The organism is Xanthobacter pollutisoli (assembly GCF_040044995.1).
Lineage (GTDB): Bacteria > Pseudomonadota > Alphaproteobacteria > Rhizobiales > Xanthobacteraceae > Xanthobacter.
Window position 1 is genome coordinate 1 of record NZ_JBDZDP010000023.1, and the last position, 18374, is coordinate 18374.

Sequence of the window (18374 nt, forward strand, 5' to 3'; positions counted from 1 at the left end):
CCTCCTCGTCCATCCGCGTCGACATGGCTTCTGGTCTCCGAATCAGTCGGAGTCCTATGAATCATGCCGGATTCGGCAGGGGAATACCTGAGCGAGATTCAATCGCGATTTCGTCCACACTGCCTAGATGCACGCGAGTGCGGACGCTAGTCCTTGTCATTGGCGGTACCGGCACATTGAAATTGTCGCTCATCTCGTTCCTTCGTCACAGCAGCACGGCCTGCCAAAGCAGCAAATGGCTCGTTCTTGGCAGTGAGCCATGCCAAGTATTTTTGCTTTTGGTCATGAGTCTCCGCTAGTGCCCCCTCCAGAACGGCTTTTATCGCACAAGAGTAGAGGAGATGGTTGGCCTCAACGCGCATCAAAAGCATATTATCAGCCACTTTCAGGGCCGCTCGTCCACCGTCAAACTGCAAAACACATCCATCGCGAATTTTGATTGTTGAACACAATGACGCAAGTCGTCGACATATTTTATCGACTGCCATATCAGCTTTATCACAGGCGATACATGTTTCAGAGATGAACCGATACACACCACACCATCCCTTTTCCGTTGATTCATACGCGCCTCGTCCAAACACGCACATTTACCAGAGCCGATCTTCAAGACGAACTCGGTCTGCTGCCAGTTGCTGAAACGATGCTGTTCATATGCGCTTGAGCAAAGGCGAATACTGGCCATCGGCTGGACGGTTGCGCCGCATACGTTACGCTGGACGGCAGGCTCCATCCGGTCATCGGATGATGTCACCGATTGGGGCCAGGAGACGCGCAAAGGCCAGATTCATGGGATTCTACATATTCGGGTAGTTCGGTCCGCCGCCGCCCTCGGGTGCGGTCCAGGTGATGTTCTGGTTGGGGTCCTTGATGTCGCACGTCTTGCAGTGGACGCAGTTCTGCGCGTTGATCTGGAAGCGCGGCGCGTCCGCCCCCTCCTCGATCCACTCATAGACGCCGGCCGGGCAGTAGCGGTTGGACGGGCCGGCATAAACGTCGTGCTCCGACGCCTTCTGCAGGTCCATGTCCTTCACCACCAGGTGGACCTGCTGGTTCTCCTCGTGGTTGGTGTTGGACAGGAACACCGAGGACAGCTTGTCGAAGGTCAGCACGCCATCGGGCCGGGGATAGGTGATCTTCTTGCACGCCTTCGCCGGCTTGAGAGAGGCGGCGTCGGTCTTGCCGTGCTTCAGCGTGCCGAACAGGGAGAAGCCGAATGTGTTGGTCCACATGTCCAGCGTGCCCAGCGGAATGCCGACGAAGGTGCCGAACTTCGACCACAGCGGCTTCACGTTGCGCACGTTCTTCAGGTCCGCGCCGATGGCGGACGAGCGCCACGCCGCCTCGTAGCTGGAAAGCTCGTCGTGGCCGCGATCCTCAGCCAGCGCGCCGGCGAGATGATCGGCGGCGAGAATGCCGGAGAGCGCGGCGTCGCAAGACGGAAGGTCGACGCCAGGGCGAGCTCAAGCCCACCGCCGAACGCATATCCGTTGACGAGGGCCACCGACGGGATGGGAAGCGTGTCGAGCTTGGCAAAGGTCGATTGCCCCAACTCTGATTTGCGCTTCTTGGCAATCAGGTCGATCCCGACCATCTCCTTGACGTCGGTCCCGGCACAAAATGCCTTCTCTCCCGCTCCCGTGATGATGAGGACGCGCGCTTCCATTCGGCCGGCCTCGTCGATCGCCGCGCCGATCTCCCGGATCGTCTCGGCATTGAGGGCGTTAAGCGCCTCGGGCCGGTTGAGAGTAAGAATGGCGAACTCTTCCTGCCGCGTCAGTTCTACGGTCATGTCTTCCTCGCTGGTCGAATTGCGGTCAGGACGCGCCCTTGAGCAGCTCACGAGCGATGACGAGCTGCTGAATCTGCGTCGTCCCCTCGAAGATGCGGAACAGCCGGACGTCGCCTAGAAGGAGCTATGGTCGGAATTGGGTGATGGGGCCGATCAGGCGGCGCGGTTAGCTGGCGTCGCCGACTCTGCGACACCGACGGTAAATTTGACGCCGGCGATGACCATTGGCAACTGATTTTCGCCCTTCAGTCGCCGCCAGGTCTTGGCGGCGCTCATGACGAGCTTGAAGACCATGAGCCGCGCCGTCTTGTGCGACAGGCTTCCCTTGGTGCGCACGGTGCGGTGCCTGACGGTGGCGAAGACGCTTTCGATCGGGTTCGACGTGCGCAGATGGTCCCAATGCTCGGCCGGGAAGTCGAAGAAGGTCAGCAGCCTGTCACGGTCCTTCGTCAGGCAGTCGACGGCCTTGGGATATTTGGCGGCGTATTTGTCGACGAAAATGGCCATCGCGACTTCGGCTGTCGCCCGATCGGGCGCGTCGCGGATCTCCCTGAGATCGGCCTTCATGTTCGGCTGCACCGACTTCGGCACCTTGTTGAGCACGTTGACGAGCTTGTGCTGCCAGCAGCGCTGGTGGCGGGTCGCGGGGAACACCTCCTCCAGTGCCTTCCAGAAGCCGAGCGCGCCGTCGCCGACGGCGATCTGCGGCGCGATCGAAAGCCCGCGGGCCTTCAGGTCGACGAGCAGCTCGCGCCAGCTCTGGGTGCTCTCACGGACGCCGACCTGAAAGCCGACCAGTTCCTTCCTGCCTTCCGGCGTCGCGCCGATGACGACCAGCATGCAGGCGGCATCGTCCTCCATGCGCGCCTGAAGATAGACCCCGTCGGCCCAGATGTAGACGTAGCGGCGGGCCGACAGATCGCGCCGCTGCCAGCGGTCATAGTCGTGCGTCCATTCCTCCTTCAGCCGTCCGATCACCGACGGCGACAGGTTCGGTGCGTCCTTGCCCAGAAGCGCGGCAAGCGCCTCCTGGAAATCGCCGGTCGAGATGCCGCGCAGGTAGAGAACCGGGAGCAGGGTATCGAGGCTCTTCGTCCGCCGCGCCCATTTCGGCAGGATCGACGAGGTGAAGGTGATGCGGTCCTCGCCGCAGGCCTCAGCCGCCCGGTCGCGCAGCTTGGCGCGCTTCACCGGGACCGGGCCGATCCCCGTCTGGATCGCCCGCTCCGGACCATGCCCGTGCCGCACCACACGGGCACGCCCATCGGCCAGGCGCGCGTCGGCCATGGCCGCCAGAAACGCATCCGCTTCCGCCTCCACCGCCTGCGCCAGAAGCCGGCGCGCGCCTTCGCGCAGAACCGATGTCAGGGGATCGTCGAGCGTGTCGGGGTGCGCAAAGCTCAGAATGCTGCTATCTGTCGTGATGGCGTATCGCTCCTTCGCGAGGTTCTGGCAGGCTCTCACCCGCCTCGATACGCCGCCTTCCTCAATCCGTCATCACCCAGATTCCGCCATAGCTCTGACAGAATCCTCCAGATTCAAATCGTTCGGAGCCTGCTCTAAAAGCGGCATTTACAGACGCCGCTCGATCGAGCCCTTGTGCGCCATCCGTCTCGCGCTACACGGCAACCCTCTGCCAGCGGCAGGGTGAGCAATTACATCGTCACCGCGCCCAAGCAGCACAACCGGCGCGAGGAGAACGAGACGATCAAGGCCGGCGCGACTCCGCAGGAGTGGAAGGACGAGCCCAACAAGAACCGGCAGAAGGACAAGGACGCGCGCTGGACCAAGAAGCACGGGCGCTGTTATTTCGGCTACAAGAACCACGTGAACATCGATCGCAGGCACAAGCTCATCCGGCGTAGCTCAGTTGCGTCCAAAGACCATTGAGATTCCAACGTATTTTCACGCTTGCCACCCATACCAGCGAAATATCTTGACAAGGTGCTGTATTTTTATTTTGGTATTGTAAACTTAATTTCGGATATATGAAATAAATGAGCGTGGTTCGATCGGCCTCCCGGGCTTTCCAGATCTTCGAGGTGTTCGGCGCCGAAGGGCGCCCCCTGCTGCTCACGGAGATCGCGCCGTCCATCGACGTGCCGCTGTCGAGCTGCTACGGGCTCATCCAGACCCTGCTCAAGCGCGGCTACCTCTATGCGGTGAGCCGCCGACGCGGTTTCTATCCCACGCGCAAGCTGCACGCGCTCACCACCGCCATCGCCGCCAAGGATTCCTATCTCCAGCGCCTCCTTCCGCACCTGGAGGCGCTCAGGACGGCGACCGAGGAGACGGTGATCGTGGGCACGCGGCAGGGCGACCAGGTGCTCTATCTGGAGGTGCTGGAAGGTCCCCAGACCATCCGCTATTCGGCCAGCCCCGGCGACTTCAAGCCGCTCCATTCCAGCTCCATCGGCAAGGCGCTCCTGTCCCTGAGCCCCGGGAGCAGCCTCGACGCGCTGGCCGGCAAGGCGCCGCTCCCCGCCGTCACCGCCAACACCATCACCGATCCGGAGCGGTTGAAGGCCGATCTGGATGCGGGCAGGGCGCGTGGCTATTTCATCACGCGCGGCGAGAACGTGGCGGACGTCACCGCCCTCTCGGTCGCCCTGGACCTGGACGGGATGGCCATCGGCATCGCTGTCGCGGGTCCCGGCTATCGGATGGCGAAGGCCGTCGAGACCGTGGCCGGGCATCTGCTGGCGGCGGCGCGCGACCTCCGGGGAGCCGCGGCATGACCGCCGGGACGCGCCAGCTCCAGGTGGCGGTGACGGGCGCGCGCCTCGACGTGACCATCAACCGTCCACAGGCCCGCAACGCCCTGAGTCTGGAGACCCTGCACGAGCTGCAGACGGTCTTCACCCGGTTCGCCGACGCGCCCGACATCTGCGCTGCGGTGCTCACCGGCGCCGGGGACCGGGCCTTCGCCGCCGGCGGCGACCTGAAGGAGCTGAACGACCGCCGCAGCACGGCCGAGGCCGGAGCGCTGTTCGACGCCGGCCGCGCGGCGCTCGATGCGGTGCGCAGCTTTCCTGTGCCCGTCGTCGCGGCGTTGAACGGGGTGGCCCTCGGCGGCGGGGCCGAGCTCGCCCTGGCCTGCGACTTCCGCATCGCCGCCGCCCATGCGCGCATCGGCTTCGTCCAGGCGCAGCTCGGCCTCACCACCGGGTTCGGCGGCGGCGCCGATCTCAATGCCGCGCTGGGCCCGCGCCGGGCCATGGGCCTCCTGCTCGCCGCCGAGCCGCTGGCGCCGGCGGAGGCGCAGCGGCTGGGTCTCCTCGACGCCGTGGCCGGCGAGGGGGAGAGCCTCGCCGAGCTGGTCGACCGCGTCGTCGCGCCGATCCTCGGCCGTCCTCCGGCGCTGGTGCGCGACCTGAAGGCGATGGCGCTGGCGGCGCGGGACCCGTCGTGGCGCGCGGCCTTCTCGACCGAGGAGCGCGCCCGCTTCATCCGAGCCTGGACGAGCCAGGAGCACTGGGCCGCCGCCGAGCGCATGCTGGCCCGCAGGAGCTGAGACCCCATGACAGCGCTCAAGCAGAAGCCCATGGTCGAGACCGAGGATCCCAAGGGGATCTCCCCCGCGACGCCCTCGGGCATCGAGGCGCCCCGGGTGGTGGACGCCGGCATGGTGGCCGGCGGCGCGCTGGAGCAGCCGGGCGAATTTCCCTTCACCCGCGGCATCTTTCCGGACGGCTTCCGCGGCCGCGCCTGGACCATGCGCCAGTATTCCGGCTTCGGCACCGCGGAAGAGTCCAACGCGCGCTACCAGTTCCTGCTGCGCGAGGGCCAGACCGGCCTGTCCGTCGCCCTCGACCTGCCCACCCAGTGCGGCTACGACCCGACCGACCCCATGGCGCGCTCGGAGATCGGGAAGGTCGGCGTCTCGCTCTCCAACCTGTCCGAGATGGAGATCCTGTTCGACGGCATCGACCTTGCGAAGATCTCCACCTCCTTCACCATCAACGGCACGGCGGCGCTCATCTACGCCATGTACGTGGCCTGCGCCGAGCGGCGCGGGATCGACCCGGTCCTGCTCACCGGCACCATCCAGAACGACATTCTGAAGGAATATGTGGCGCGCGGCACCTGGATCTTCCCGGTGCGCCCCTCCATGCGCCTGACCGCGGATTCCATCCTCTACGCCAACCGGACGACGCCGCGCTTCAACCCCATCTCCATCGCCGGCGCCCACATGCGCGATGCCGGCTGCAACGCGGTGGAGGAGATGGCCTACACGCTGGCCAACGGCCTCGCTTATGTGGACGAGCTGCTGCGGCGCGGCGGCAATGCGGAGAAGTTCGCCAAGCGCCTGTCCTTCTTCTTCTACGTGCACATGGACCTGTTCGAGGAGGTGGCGAAGTTCCGCGCCGGCCGGCGCATCTGGGCGGAGATCATGAAGACGCGCTACGGCGTCACCGATCCCAAGGCGCAGATGTTCCGCTTCGGCGTGGTGTGCGGCGGCTCCTCGCTGGTGGCGCCGCAACCGCAGAACAACATCGTGCGCGTCGCCATCGAGACGGTGGCGGCCGTGCTCTCCGGCGCCCAGTCCATCTTCACATGCGCCTATGACGAGGCGTTCCAGATCCCCACCGAGACCTCCGCCGAGATCGCCCTGCGCACCCAGCAGATCGTGGCGCTGGAAAGCGGCGTGGCGCGCAGCGTCGATGCTCTGGGCGGCTCCCACTATGTGGAGTGGCTTACCGACGAGATGGAGAAGCGCATCCGCGAGCGCATGGACGAGGTGGAAGCCTATGGCGGCGCGGTCAAGGCCATCGAGGACGGATGGCTGCAGATGCGGGTCGCCCAGCGCGCCCACGAGCGCAAGCGGCAGATCGATTCCGGCGCCTTTCCGGTGGTGGGGCTCAACGTCTTCCGCAAGGAGGACGAGGACCGCGGCGCCGTGGAGGTGTTCCGCATCGACCCCAAGGCGAGCCGCCGCGTGGTGGAGAAGTACGAGGCGGTGATGGACCGGCGCGACAATGCCGCCGTCTCCCGCGCCCTCGACCGGCTCGGCGCAGCGGCCGCCGACGACGGTGAGAACATCATGCCGTACCTCGTCGAATGCTGCCACGCTTATGCCACCGTCGGTGAGATGGTGGCGCGGCTCAAGGCCTGCTGGGGCGAGTTCCAGGAGCCCATCCGGCTATGAGCGACATCCTCGAAACCCCCGCCGTTCCCGCGACGCCCCTCAAGGGCAAGCGCATCCTGGTCGCCAAGCCGGGGCTCGACGGCCACGACGTGGGCGCCAAGGTGATCGCCCTGGCGCTGCGCGATGCGGGCGCCGAGGTGATCTATACCGGCCTGCGCAAGAGCCCCGGCTTCATCGCCCGCGTGGCGGTGGACGAGGATGTGGACGCGGTGGGCCTGTCCATTCTCTCCGGCAGCCACAAGGAATTGGTGGCGGATTCCATCGCCGCGCTGGCAGAAGAGGGGGCTTCGGCCATTCCCGTCTTCGTGGGCGGCACCATCCCTGCGGAGGACGTGCCGGCCCTGCTGGAACTAGGCGTCAAGGCGGTCTTCACCGCCGACATGAAGCTCGATGACGTGGTGGCCGAGGTGGCCGCGGGCCTCCAGGGGACCCCGGCATGAGCGGGCCGCTTTCCGGAATCCGCATCATCGAGATCGGGCACATGCTCATGGGCCCGTACAGCACCATGCTGCTGGCGGATCTGGGGGCGGACGTCATCAAGGTCGAGCCGCCGGAGGGCGATATCGGCCGGCGCATCAGCCCCCACACCATCGGTGGCCACAACGCCTATTTCGCCAGCCTCAACCGCAACAAGAAGAGCATCGTGCTCGACCTCGCCAGCGGCGAGGGGCAGCGCAAGCTGGGCGACCTGGTGGCCGGCTCCCATGCGCTGCTCACCAACCTGCGGCCGTCGGCGATCCGCAAGCTCGGCCTGACCTACGGCCACCTGAAGCGGTGGAACCCGAAGATCGTGTGCGTCGCGCTCACCGGCTACGGCCTCGACAGCCCCTTTGCGGAGCGGCCGGCCTACGACTACGTGATCCAGGCGCTCACCGGCATCATGGCGCTCACGGGCGAGCCCGACGGACCGCCGGTGAAGACCGGCTATTCGGCGGTGGACAATTCCGCCGGCATCATGGGCGCGCTGGGGCTGGTGGCGAAGCTCGTGGAGGGCAAGGGCGGGCAGGTCGACATCGCCATGTACGACGTCATGCTCTCCCAGCTCAACTACATCGCCGGCGCCTGGCTCAATGCCCGCGAGCCGGCGCGGCGCATGGACCGCTCCGCCCATCCCTACATCGTCCCCGCGCAGATCTTCCCCACCTGCGACGGCTGGATCGCGCTCTTCATCACCCATGACGACTTCTGGCGCCGGTTCGCCCAGGAGCTGGGGCAGGGGCACTGGCTGACCGACCCGCGCTTCTCCACCATGGATGCGCGCCGGGCCAACCGCGACCTGGTGCTGGGCGAGATCGAGGCAGCGCTGAAGGGCGAGGGGACGGACGACCTGGTGCGGCGCCTGTCGGCGCTGGGCGTGGTGGCGGCCGGCGTGGAGACGCTGGAGCAGGCGCTCGCCAGCGAGCATACCGCGGCGAGGGACATGGTGGCCCACGTGGATTGCGGCGGCGCCACCCTCCGCGTGGTGGGCAATCCCATCAAGGTGGTGGGGGCCAAGGAGCATTTCGCGCCGCCGCCCCTTCTGGGCGAGCACGACGACCTCGCCGATGGAGGGCACGCGGCATGAACGTGGCCCCGCGCACTCCGATGCTGGATCGGCGCGCGCTGGGCCGGGCGCTGTCGCGCGCCGCCGATGCCGCGGTGGCGGACATCCTCAAGGCATCCCGTGGCGAAGGCGGGCACCTGGCCCGCCGCATCGGCGTGACCGGCCCGCCGGGCGCCGGCAAGAGCACGCTCATCGCCGCTCTGGCCCGCCATCGCCTGGCCCGCGCCGGCCGGGTGGCTATCGTGGCCATCGATCCCACCAGCCCCAAGACCGGCGGCTCCATCCTGGGCGACCGCATCCGCATGGATGCCCTGGTGGACGATCCGCGCGTCTTCATCCGCTCCATTGCCAGCCGCGGCGCCACCGACGGCCTGGCCGACAACCTGCCCGAGATCCTCGCCGTGTTCGACGATTTCGGCTTCGACGAGATCATCCTGGAGACCGTGGGCGTCGGCCAGTCGGAGTTCGCCGTGCGCGAGCTGGTGGATGTGGAGCTTCTCGTGCTCTCCCCCGGCGCCGGCGACCAGATCCAGGCCATGAAGGCGGGCATCCTGGAGACCGCCGACATCTATGTGGTGAACAAGGCCGACCAGCCCGACGCCGCCAAGGTGGAGGCGGAGCTGAAGGCCACCCTTGCCTTGACCTCCCCCGGCGATCCACCGCCGGTGCTGCGTGTGCGCGCCGATGCGGGGGAGAATATCGCCGCCCTCGACGATGCCATCGAGGCCGCCGCGGCATGCCAGGCCGCGGGCGGCGACGATGCACGGCTGCGCCGCGCCCGCCAGCGCGTCAAGGGCCTGTTCTGGCGCCAGCTCACGCGGGCCCTCGCGGACCTGCCGCACGAGGCGTTCGAGCAGCCGCTTCCCGCCCTTTATGCCGCCGTCCTCGCCGGCCTCTCCCATAGGGGAGACGGCTAGCGCGGAGCCATTTCACCAAGCGCCGATCAACAGGCGCACCAGACCCAAACAGGGAGGATCATCCAGATGTCCAAGACGTTGCTCAGCGGCACTCTCGCCGCCGTACTGCTGGCGGGTCTTTCGCTCGTCGCGGCTCCGGCCGCGCGGGCCGAGCCCATCACCCTCAAGCTCGCCCACCAATGGCCGCAGGACGAGAAGGACTATGTGGTCGCGGCCGCCGTGAAGTTCGCCAGCGAGGTGGAGAAGCGCACCAACGGCGAGATCAAGATCACCTTCTATCCCGCCCAGTCTTTGGCCAAGGCCTCCAACACACATGTGGCCCTGAAGACCGGCACGGTGGACCTCGCCGTCTATCCCTACATCTACGCCGCGGGTGCCATTCCCGAGATGAACCTCATCCTGATGCCCGGCATCTGGAAGACCCATGACGACGTCTTCGCTTTCCGCAAGTCGGAAGCGTGGAAGAAGATCGAGGCCAAGGCCGAGGCCTACGGCTTCAAGACCCTGTCCTGGATCCAGATCTCCGGCGGCGTCGCCTCCTCGGGCGCGCCGGTTCATGGTCCGGACGATGTGAAGGGCAAGAAGGTGCGGGCCGCCGGCAAGTATATGGAGGCGGCGCTGCATGATGCGGGGGCGACCCCGGTGTCCATGCCCTCGTCCGACAACTACAACGCCATGCAGCTCGGCCTCTTGGACGCCATGTGGACCTCCTCCTCCTCGTTCGGCGCCTTCCGCCTCTATGAGGTCTCCAAGGCCTACACCTCGCCGGAGGAATATTCAGTCTACTTCACCATCGAGCCCATCGCCATCAGCATGAAGACGTGGGAGAAGCTGACGCCCGCGCAGCAGAAGATCCTCACGGAGGTGGGCGCCAGCCTCGAGCCCGGCAGCCTCGCCGGCGCCAAGGAGGAGGACGCGCGGATCGCGAAGGAATTCGCCGATCACGGCGTGAAGGTCACCAAGATGTCCCTCAAGGAGTGGGACAGCTGGCAGCCCTTCTTCAAGCGCAGCCACGAGAAGTTTAAGGCGGACTTCCCGCAGGCGGCGCCCATTCTGGACATGATGCTCGCCGGCAAGTCGTGAGCCGTGATGCCATGAGCCAGGACGCCGGCCGGCAGGCCAACCCACAAGGGGAGGGGGCGTCGACGGCGCCCCTCTTCATCGAGCGCCTCGCGGGGTTGATCGTCGCGAGCGCGGGCCTTGCGGCCGCCGTCATTGCCGCGTCGGTGTGCTACGAGGTCTTCATGCGCTCGGTTCTCGGTTATTCCGTGATCTGGGTGGAGGAGGTCTCAGCCTATCTCATCGGCTACATCGTCTTCGTGGGCATGGGCGCCGCGCTTTACCAGGGCGCCCATGTGGAGGTCGATTTTCTCCTGGTGAGCCTGAAGGGGCGGGCGGCCAGCCGGCTGCGGCTGTTCTGCGACCTTGCGGTGCTGCTGCTGGCCGGTGTGCTGGTGGCCCTGAGCTGGGGCTATTGGCACGATGCCTTCACCAGCGGCGAGCGTTCCGTGAGCATGCTCTCCGTCCCGCTCTGGATTCCCTATCTCACCTTCCTTGCCGGCAGCGTTCTCCTGTTCGCCTTCCAGGCGGTGCGCCTGCTCGGCCGGCTCTGCTCCATGCGCCCGCGCGCGCAGGCCGCCCATCGCGAGGTGCCATCGTGACAGCGACCGCGGTCTTCATGTTCGGCGGCCTCATGGGCCTCATGCTGGTGGGTGTGCCCGTGGCCTTCGCGCTGTTCGCCATCGCCATCTCCACGCTGCTCATGGCGGGCGGCGGGGACTGGTCGGCGCTGGGCCTCGTGCCCAGCACCATCTGGGATTCGGTCACCAATTTCACGCTCACAGCGGTGCCGCTCTACATTCTCATGGGCGCCATCATCGCCGCCTCCGGCATGGGCGCGCGGCTCTATTCGGCCATCGCCACCCTGTCGGCCGGCCTGCCCGGAAGCCTCGCGGTGGCCACCACCATCGCCTGCGCGGTGATGGCCGCCATCTCGGGCTCCAGCGTGGCCACGGCCGCCGCCATCGGCCGTTTCTCGGTCAGCGAGATGCGGCGTTTCGGCTATCGCGAATCCGACGCCTGCGGTGCGGTCGCCGCGGGGGGCACGCTCGGCATCCTCATCCCACCGTCCATCCCCATGATCGTCTATGGCGTCATCGCGGAGGAATCCGTCGGCAAGCTGTTCATGGCGGGCATCCTGCCGGGTCTGCTGCTGGCGCTGCTGTTCGGCGGCTACCAGATGTGGCTGGCCCGCACGCGGGTCTCCACCATGGCCCAGAGCGCACGCATGGGGCCGGTCAGCCTTGCGGACCGGGCGCGGGCGCTGGTGGAGATCCTGCCGATGGCGGCGCTCATCGCCATCATCCTGGGTTCCATCTATACGGGCATCGCCACGCCGACGGAGACGGCGGCCATCGGCGTGGCCGTCAGCCTGCTCCTGGCTTTAGGCCTCTATCGCGAGCTAGACTGGCGCAAATGCCGGATGATCCTCATGGAAACGGGCCGCGGCAGCATCATGGTGCTGGCCATCATCGCCGGCGCCATGCTGTTCGGCTACGCCCTCACCACTACGGACGTGGCGCCCACGCTCTCGCGCGCGGTGGCCGGGGCGGACCTGCCGCCGTGGCTGGTCTTCATCGCCATCAACCTGCTGTTGCTCTTCCTGGGCTGCTTCCTGGAAACCTTGTCCATCATCGTCATCACCACGCCCATCATCATCCCCATCATCGAGACCTTCGGGTGGGACAAGGTGTGGTTCGGGGTGATCTTGATGATCAACATGGAGATGGCGCTCATCACGCCGCCCGTGGGGCTCAATCTGTTCGTGGTAAAGGGCGTGGTGCCGGAGGTGCCGCTGGGGCGCATCATTGCCGGGACCCTGCCCTACGTCCTGATCATGGCTCTGGCGCTGGCCCTGGTGGCGGTGTTGCCGCAGGTCTTCATCTGAGCCGAGGGGGGCGATGCCCCTCCCCTTTCGGCGGCTCGATCCGCGGAGCGTAATGATCACGCCGGCTGAGATCGGCTGCTGCGGGCGTCTGCGATCGGCGCCGGGAGATCACCGGAAGGCGCCGGCGCGCCCTCATGGAGGCGCAGGGCCTTGACGGCGAACTCCCGCTCCGCCGCGAAGCTCCCGTCCGCGGCGGCGCGCTCTCGGTAGGCCGCTTCGGTCGCCGCGCGGATTCCGGGCGTGATGGGCCGGGTCAGGTTCGGCAGCGTCATCATGCGCCGCTCGAAGTTCGCAAAATCCGGGAAGGCGATCGGCGAGAGGAAGATGAAATCCTTCATCACGCGCAAGGCGCCCACCCGCCGCAGTGCGTTCTGCGCGGCGGCGCGCACCTCCGCCTCGTCATGGAAGTTGCGCATGATCTCGTCGAACGGGCCGCGGGCCATGGGCTCGGACACGTAGAGCACGCCACCGGGTCGCAGCACGCGCGCCACCTCGGCAAGGGCCTCGTCCATCCGCTCCACCGGCACGTGATGCAGGGATTTCAGCATCAGCACGCCGTCGCAGCTGGCATCCGCCAGATCGAGGGCTTCGGCCTGCCCGGCGCGAAAGGCGACACCCGCCACCGGTGTCGCCTGAACGGGCACGGCCGCCTCGATGTCCAGCCCCAGGGCCGAGGCCGCACCGCCTTCCGTCACCAGGCGCCGCGTCATGTCCCCGCTGCCGCAACCGAGGTCGAGGAGATGGCCGCCCCGAACGGGCACGTGGCGCTTGATCAGCTCCAGCTCGTCAGTGATGCGTTCGGGTTGGGTCATCTTGTTGTTTCCTCCCTCACCTCGGTTCCGTCAGACCGCCTGGGCGAGCAGGCGGCGCGCCCGTTCCACCACCGGCCGGTCGATGAGCTGGCCGTTCAGCCGCACCGCGCCGTTGCCGGCACTGTCGGCGGCGGCGACGATGGCGGAAGCCTTGGCGAGCTGGGCTGCATCGGGCGCGAAGCCCCGGTGCACCGCCGCCACCTGCTTCGGATGGATGCAGAGCTTGCCGGCGAAGCCGAGTCCGCGGGCGGCCCGCACGTCGGCCAAAAGGCGCTCCTCGTCGTCCAGGGCGACGGTGACGCCGTCCACCGCGGGCGCGATACCCGCCGCGGCGGAGGCGATCACAAGGCAGGAGCGGACATAGAGGAGGCCGGAGACATCATCCTCGATGCCGGTGTCCAACTGGAAATCCACCGAGCCGAACGCCAGCTGGCGCACGCCCTTCACCGCCGCCAGCGCGCGCGCCTCGCACAGACCCACGGCGCTCTCGATGAGCGGGACGATGGGCAGGCCCTGGGGCAGCCGGGCGGCGAAGGCGGCCAGGGCCGCCGCGTCCTCCGCCTTGGGTAGCATGACGTGGGTGACCCCGGGGGTGGCGAGGAGCGCCACATCCTCCTCGTGCCAATGGGTGCCGATGCCGTTTATCCGGACCGCGGCACGGCCGCCGGCCGCCAGCCAATCGCGGATGGCCGAGCGGGCGCGCCCCTTGGCGTCCGGCAGCACGGCGTCCTCGAGGTCGAGCACCGGCACGTCGGCACCGGCCGCCACGGCCTTGTCGAACCGCTCCGGCCGGTCGCCGGGCACGAAGAGATAACTGCGATGGGTCAATGTCGTGCCTCCGCGGAGTGGCTCCGCCGGTTCAGATGGGATGCGGGCGCCGGCTGGGGCCGGCCCGCGTCAGGATGAGGAAGAGGCCCACCAGCATCATGACGCTGCCGATGGCGAGATAGGCCACGGAGAAGCTGTCCGTGCGCGCCACCACCTGCGCGAAGGCCGGCGGACCGACCACCACGCCCGCATAGGTGATGAAGAGGCTCGCGCCCGACACGGTCGCCGCCTGCCCGGCTGGGGCGAGATTGGCCACCTCCGCGAGGAAGACGCCGTTCCAGCCGATGGCGCTCGCGCCGAAGATGGCAGCGAGGAGCATGAAGGCGGCGACGGGCCAGGTGGTGCCGGCCGCGGCGAAGGTGATGCCCGCCGCCCCCATGGCAAGGCCAAGAAGGCCCAGGAGACGGCGGGGCGGGATGAAGCGGTCGGAGAGCCAGCCCCAGCCGATGCGCCCCGCCACGCCCGCCACCTGCGCCACCGCGAGGATGGTCCCCGCCAGCGCGAGCCCCATGCCCTGGGCGGTGGTGAGGTAGATCACCAGGAAGGTGGTGAGGCAGAGCTGCATGGCACCGAAGAAGAAGGAGCACACGCCCACGTCGCGGATGGCCGGCGTGGTCAGCACCAGCTGGAGCGCGCGCAGCGGCGCCTTGGCGGAGATCGCCCGGGCGGGATCGCGGTCATCGTCCAGCTGCGCGCGGATGCTCTGGGTGACCATGGCGGCGACCACGCACAGGCCGGCGACCACCAGCGCCGCCATCTGCCAGCCCAGGCCGCCGATGAGCGGCGGCAGGAAGAGGCCGGCCAGCATGCCGCCCAGGGGCACGCCCGTCTGCTTCAGGGAGAAGGTGAGCCCCATGCGGTGGCGCGGGGTGGTGCGCACCAGGATGTGCGAGCTTGCCGGCGTCACCGGCCCGTAGCCGAGGCCGATCAGCACCGCCGCGAGGAGGATCATGGCGGGCGTGCCGGTGGCCGCCGCGGTGAGCCCGAGTGCGCAGAGCAGGAGCGAGACCTGGCTCATGCGGATGGCGCCCCACCTGCGCACCATATCGCCCGAAACGAGGCTCGACAGGCTCGCGGTGGCGTAGACAATCCCCACGAAGAGGCCCACCATCTCGGCCGCCAGCTCCGTGGTCCGCGCCGCTGCCGGCGCCATGACCGGCGCGGCAAGGGAGGCCAGGGACACTAGCGCCTGGATGGTGATGGTCACGGAGAGCGGAAACAGCGCCCCGCCGCCCGGCGGGGTTACCCCTTGCGCCCTCATGCGCCGCGTCCCGGGGCCTGGTCGCTCTCGAGGCGCAGCGTCATGGAATGGCTGAAGCGGTCACCGGGATGAAGGTTCACCGCGACCTCCATGATGTTGCCCGCGGCATTGAGATACTTGCGGATCACCCTGAGGCCCGCCGTTCCCGGCTCCACGCCCAGCACCCTGGCGCTCTCCTCGTCGATGGCCACGGCGCTGATCTGCTGGCGCACCTCGGTGACCACGACGCCATAGCGCTGCTCGATCATGGCATAGAGCGGCAGGTCCGGCGCATTGACGCCCTTCAGCACGTCGCGATAGGGCCACATGATGAAGACCTCGGAGAGCGCTATGGGCTGGTCTTCTCCAGTGACGCGTCGTTCACCCGCAACCTTCAGCCAGGCCTGGCCCGGCTGACACTCCAGAAGCTCCGCCAGATCCTCGTCGGCGATGACCTCGATCTGCTGCGCGACCACCAGCTTCACGTCGCGCACATACTGGAACAGGTCGCCCGACCCCGTGCTCGAATGCACATAGCGCGAGGCGCTCTTCATGGCGCGCACGCGCGTGCCCACCCCCGGCTGCCGCGTCACCAGCCCGAGATCCGCCAGGCGCCGGATCGCTTCGCGGACGGTGTGGCGGCTGACGCCGAATTGCGCGCACAGCTCGTGTTCCGTCGGCAGAAGCGAGCCGACCGCATAGCGGCCGGAAGTGATGGCATCGATCAGCGTCTGGGCGAGGGCATGGTAGCGGGGCTGCCCTGCGCCGAGGGGCAGGGGAGAGGACTGGGTCATGAGGCGTCGCCATACACCGGTTGTCTGGGCCGCGCCTTCGCTGCGTCGAGCGGCCCGAGGATTTCCTCGTTGTGCGCGCCGAGCCTGGGCGCCGGCCGCAGCGGCAGGTCCTCGCCGGGGCAGCGCACCGGGCAGGCGAGCGTCTTGATGGTGCCGCGCGCGGGGTGAGGCACGTCCGCGATCAGGCCCTGCTCCTGCACATAGTCGCTATCCATCGCCTGCGCCACGTCATAGACGGGGGCCACAGGCACCTTTCCGGCAAACAGCGCGATCCACTCGGCGGTGGTGCGGGCGGAAAGGGCGGCATCGAGGTCGGCGGTGAGCACGTCCCGGTTGGCAAGGCGTGCCTTGAAGCTGGAATAGCGCGGATCGCTCGCCCATTCCGGGCGTTCGATGAGCCGCGCCAGGACCGGCCAGAACTTCTCCTTGTTGCACATGATGAAGAGCCAGCCGTCCTTCGTCCTGTACATCTGGCTGGGCGTCAGAGAGGGGTGGGCGCCGCGCGGCAGGCGGCCGGTCTTCACCCCCTCGTTCAGGTACCAGGTGCCGAGATAGTTCACATTGTGGATGGCCACATCGAACAGGGAGGTGTCGATGTCCCGCCCCTTGCCGGTGGCACGGGCCGAAACCAGGGCCGCGAGCAGCGCCATGGCGGCGGTGGTGCCCGTCATCATGTCGATGATGGAAACGCCGAAGCGCGCGGGCGGCCCGTCCGGCTCACCGGTCAGGGAGCAATATCCCGCCTCCGCCTGCATCAGGTAGTCATAGCCCGGCCACGCCTTGCGCGGGCCTTCCCGGCCATAGGCCGAGAGGTGGCAGCACACGATGGCCGGATTGATGGAGGAGAGGGCGTCGTAGGTGACGCCCAGTTTCTCCGGCAGGTCGCCGCGCAGGTTGTCGAACACCGCGTCCGCCGTGGCCACCAGCGCCTTGAACATCTCCTGGCCCTCAGGGCTCTTCAGGTCCAGGGTGACGCTCTTCTTGTTGCGATTGAACGACTGGAAGAAGTGGCTGTCCCCCGGCTCGAAGAAATAGGGGCCCACCATGCGGCCCACGTCGCCGCCCTCCAGCGGGTTCTCGATCTTGATGACCTCGGCCCCGAGATCCGCCAGGTGCTGGGTGCCGAAAGGCCCGGCGCCATACTGCTCCACGGCGACGATGCGGACGCCCTCGAGTGGCAGGCTCATGCCGGGTTCCTTTCCACCAGCTGGCGGGCGATGATGATGCGTTGCATCTCGTTGGTGCCCTCCCCGATGGTCAGGAGGGGCGCATCGCGATAGAGGCGCTCCACATTGTACTCCTTGGAATAGCCGTAGCCGCCGTGGATGCGCAGGGCGTCGGTGGCGTTGGTGAGCGCCGCCTCGGTGGCGAAGTATTTCGCCATGCCGGCTTCCATGTCGCAACGCTCGCCGCGGTCGAAGGCGCGGGCCGCCTGCTCAACCAGGAGGCGGGCCGCCTCCACCCGCGTGCCCATCTCGCCCAGCATGAGCTGGATCGCCTGATGCTCGCAGATGGGCTTGCCGAAGGTCTTGCGGACCTGGGCATATTTCAGCGCCTCGTCCAGCGCCGCCCGCGCCACGCCGACGCCGCGGGCGGCGACATTGATGCGGCCCAGCTCCAAGCCGGACAGGATCTGCTTGAGCCCCTGGCCCTCCTTGCCGCCCACGAGGCGGTCCACCGGCACGCGGTAGTCGCGGAACAGCAGCTCGCAGGTGTCGATGCCGCGATAGCCGAGCTTCTCCAGCTTGCGCACCACCTCGAAGCCCGGCCCCTTCTCGGCGATGAGCAGGCTCATGCCCCGGTGGCGCGGCTCGGCCGCGGGGTCGGTCTTCACCAGCAGCGCGATACAGTTGCCGTACATGGAATTGGTGATCCACGTCTTGGCGCCGTTCACCACGTACTCCTCGCCCTCGCGCCGGGCGACGGTGCGGATCGCCTGGAGGTCCGTGCCCGCGTCCGGCTCGGTGAGGCCGATGCCGCCGCGCAGCTCGCCGGTGGCGAAGCGGGGCAGGAACTCGGCCTTCTGGGCCTGGGTGCCCGCCCGCTGCACGGCGGAGGCCATGATGAGGTGCGAGTTGATGATGCCGGAGAGCGACATCCAGGTGCGCGAGATGCGCTCCACGATCTTCGCGTAGGTGGAGGTGGGCAGGCCGAGCCCGCCGTATTCCTCGGCGATGATGCAGCCGAAGAGCCCCATCTCCTTCATCTTCTCGACGATATCGGCGGGGTAGACGTCGTCGTGGTCGAAGTGGCGCACATGGGGTGCCACCTCGGTTTCCAGGAACCGGTCCACCATGTCGAGCATGAGGTCTTCCTGCTCGACCATTTCCTTTTCGTTCAGCATCGCATCAC

The 18374-nt window shown here is 67.5% G+C and carries 17 protein-coding genes and 3 pseudogenes; 10 read left to right on the forward strand and 10 right to left on the reverse strand.

Annotation, left to right across the window (positions count from 1 at the left end; all coding sequences use genetic code 11):
• Window positions 1-146 precede the first annotated feature (146 nt).
• The 4 genes and pseudogenes from ABLE93_RS23275 to ABLE93_RS23295 form a co-directional block, all read right to left on the reverse strand.
• Entirely contained in the window at window positions 147-536 is a 390-nt protein-coding gene (locus tag ABLE93_RS23275) for a hypothetical protein (RefSeq protein WP_348842139.1), read from the reverse strand.
• A gap of 261 nt (window positions 537-797) precedes the next feature.
• Window positions 798-1439 (reverse strand): annotated as a pseudogene (locus ABLE93_RS23280) (4Fe-4S dicluster domain-containing protein); the annotation flags it as partial.
• A 41-nt stretch (window positions 1440-1480) separates the two neighbouring features.
• A pseudogene (locus tag ABLE93_RS23285) lies at window positions 1481-1792 on the reverse strand (enoyl-CoA hydratase/isomerase family protein); the annotation flags it as partial.
• 153 nt (window positions 1793-1945) lie between these two features.
• Window positions 1946-3217 carry an IS256 family transposase gene (locus tag ABLE93_RS23295; RefSeq protein ID WP_348842174.1) on the reverse strand — a complete coding sequence of 424 codons (1272 nt, stop codon included), beginning with the start codon at window positions 3215-3217 and terminating at the stop codon, window positions 1946-1948.
• A gap of 234 nt (window positions 3218-3451) precedes the next feature.
• On the opposite strand from ABLE93_RS23295, the pseudogene ABLE93_RS27060 reads away from it, so the two are divergent.
• The 10 genes and pseudogenes from ABLE93_RS27060 to ABLE93_RS23345 all read left to right on the forward strand — a co-directional run.
• Window positions 3452-3652: pseudogene (locus ABLE93_RS27060) on the forward strand (IS5/IS1182 family transposase); the annotation flags it as partial.
• Between the two features lie 137 nt (window positions 3653-3789).
• Window positions 3790-4530 (forward strand): IclR family transcriptional regulator, encoded by a 741-nt coding sequence (locus ABLE93_RS23305; RefSeq protein WP_348842140.1) that lies wholly within the window; start codon window positions 3790-3792, stop codon window positions 4528-4530.
• Window positions 4527-5306 carry an enoyl-CoA hydratase/isomerase family protein gene (locus ABLE93_RS23310; RefSeq protein ID WP_348842141.1) on the forward strand — a complete coding sequence of 260 codons (780 nt, stop codon included), beginning with the start codon at window positions 4527-4529 and terminating at the stop codon, window positions 5304-5306. The genes ABLE93_RS23305 and ABLE93_RS23310 overlap by 4 nt, the downstream gene beginning before the upstream one ends.
• Before the next feature lie 6 nt (window positions 5307-5312).
• Window positions 5313-6941, forward strand: coding sequence for an acyl-CoA mutase large subunit family protein (locus tag ABLE93_RS23315; protein WP_348842142.1), 1629 nt, complete (start codon window positions 5313-5315; stop codon window positions 6939-6941).
• The gene (locus ABLE93_RS23320) at window positions 6938-7381 is read left to right on the forward strand and encodes a cobalamin B12-binding domain-containing protein (RefSeq protein ID WP_348842143.1); all 444 of its coding nucleotides are present in this window, start codon (window positions 6938-6940) and stop codon (window positions 7379-7381) included. The genes ABLE93_RS23315 and ABLE93_RS23320 overlap by 4 nt, the downstream gene beginning before the upstream one ends.
• Window positions 7378-8505: a CaiB/BaiF CoA transferase family protein gene (locus ABLE93_RS23325; protein ID WP_348842144.1), complete on the forward strand. Its 1128-nt coding sequence runs from the start codon at window positions 7378-7380 to the stop codon at window positions 8503-8505. The genes ABLE93_RS23320 and ABLE93_RS23325 overlap by 4 nt, the downstream gene beginning before the upstream one ends.
• The gene (locus ABLE93_RS23330) at window positions 8502-9401 is read left to right on the forward strand and encodes an ArgK/MeaB family GTPase (RefSeq protein ID WP_348842145.1); all 900 of its coding nucleotides are present in this window, start codon (window positions 8502-8504) and stop codon (window positions 9399-9401) included. The genes ABLE93_RS23325 and ABLE93_RS23330 overlap by 4 nt, the downstream gene beginning before the upstream one ends.
• 66 nt (window positions 9402-9467) lie before the next feature.
• Window positions 9468-10484, forward strand: coding sequence for a TRAP transporter substrate-binding protein DctP (gene dctP, locus ABLE93_RS23335; RefSeq protein ID WP_348842146.1), 1017 nt, complete (start codon window positions 9468-9470; stop codon window positions 10482-10484).
• An 11-nt stretch (window positions 10485-10495) separates the two neighbouring features.
• Window positions 10496-11062 carry a TRAP transporter small permease gene (locus tag ABLE93_RS23340; RefSeq protein WP_348842147.1) on the forward strand — a complete coding sequence of 189 codons (567 nt, stop codon included), beginning with the start codon at window positions 10496-10498 and terminating at the stop codon, window positions 11060-11062.
• Window positions 11059-12348, forward strand: a complete 1290-nt coding sequence (locus ABLE93_RS23345; protein WP_348842148.1) for a TRAP transporter large permease — start codon at window positions 11059-11061, stop codon at window positions 12346-12348. Before ABLE93_RS23340 ends, ABLE93_RS23345 begins: the two co-directional genes overlap by 4 nt.
• Window positions 12349-12404: 56 nt before the next feature.
• On the opposite strand, the gene ABLE93_RS23350 is transcribed toward ABLE93_RS23345, so the two are convergent.
• From ABLE93_RS23350 to ABLE93_RS23375, 6 genes are read right to left on the reverse strand one after another with little or no spacing between them, the layout of a single operon-like run.
• Complete coding sequence (locus ABLE93_RS23350) at window positions 12405-13160, reverse strand: class I SAM-dependent methyltransferase (RefSeq protein ID WP_348842149.1); 756 nt, start codon at window positions 13158-13160, stop codon at window positions 12405-12407.
• A gap of 30 nt (window positions 13161-13190) precedes the next feature.
• Window positions 13191-13988, reverse strand: a complete 798-nt coding sequence (locus ABLE93_RS23355) for an HpcH/HpaI aldolase/citrate lyase family protein (RefSeq protein WP_348842150.1) — start codon at window positions 13986-13988, stop codon at window positions 13191-13193.
• A gap of 31 nt (window positions 13989-14019) precedes the next feature.
• Window positions 14020-15249, reverse strand: coding sequence for an MFS transporter (locus ABLE93_RS23360; protein WP_348842151.1), 1230 nt, complete (start codon window positions 15247-15249; stop codon window positions 14020-14022).
• The gene (locus ABLE93_RS23365; RefSeq protein ID WP_348842152.1) at window positions 15246-16022 is read right to left on the reverse strand and encodes a GntR family transcriptional regulator; all 777 of its coding nucleotides are present in this window, start codon (window positions 16020-16022) and stop codon (window positions 15246-15248) included. The genes ABLE93_RS23360 and ABLE93_RS23365 overlap by 4 nt, the downstream gene beginning before the upstream one ends.
• Window positions 16019-17209: a CaiB/BaiF CoA transferase family protein gene (locus ABLE93_RS23370; protein WP_348842153.1), complete on the reverse strand. Its 1191-nt coding sequence runs from the start codon at window positions 17207-17209 to the stop codon at window positions 16019-16021. The genes ABLE93_RS23365 and ABLE93_RS23370 overlap by 4 nt, the downstream gene beginning before the upstream one ends.
• On the reverse strand, window positions 17206-18366 hold the full coding sequence (locus ABLE93_RS23375; RefSeq protein ID WP_348842154.1) for an acyl-CoA dehydrogenase family protein: 1161 nt from the start codon (window positions 18364-18366) through the stop codon (window positions 17206-17208). The genes ABLE93_RS23370 and ABLE93_RS23375 overlap by 4 nt, the downstream gene beginning before the upstream one ends.
• Window positions 18367-18374: the final 8 nt, after the last annotated feature.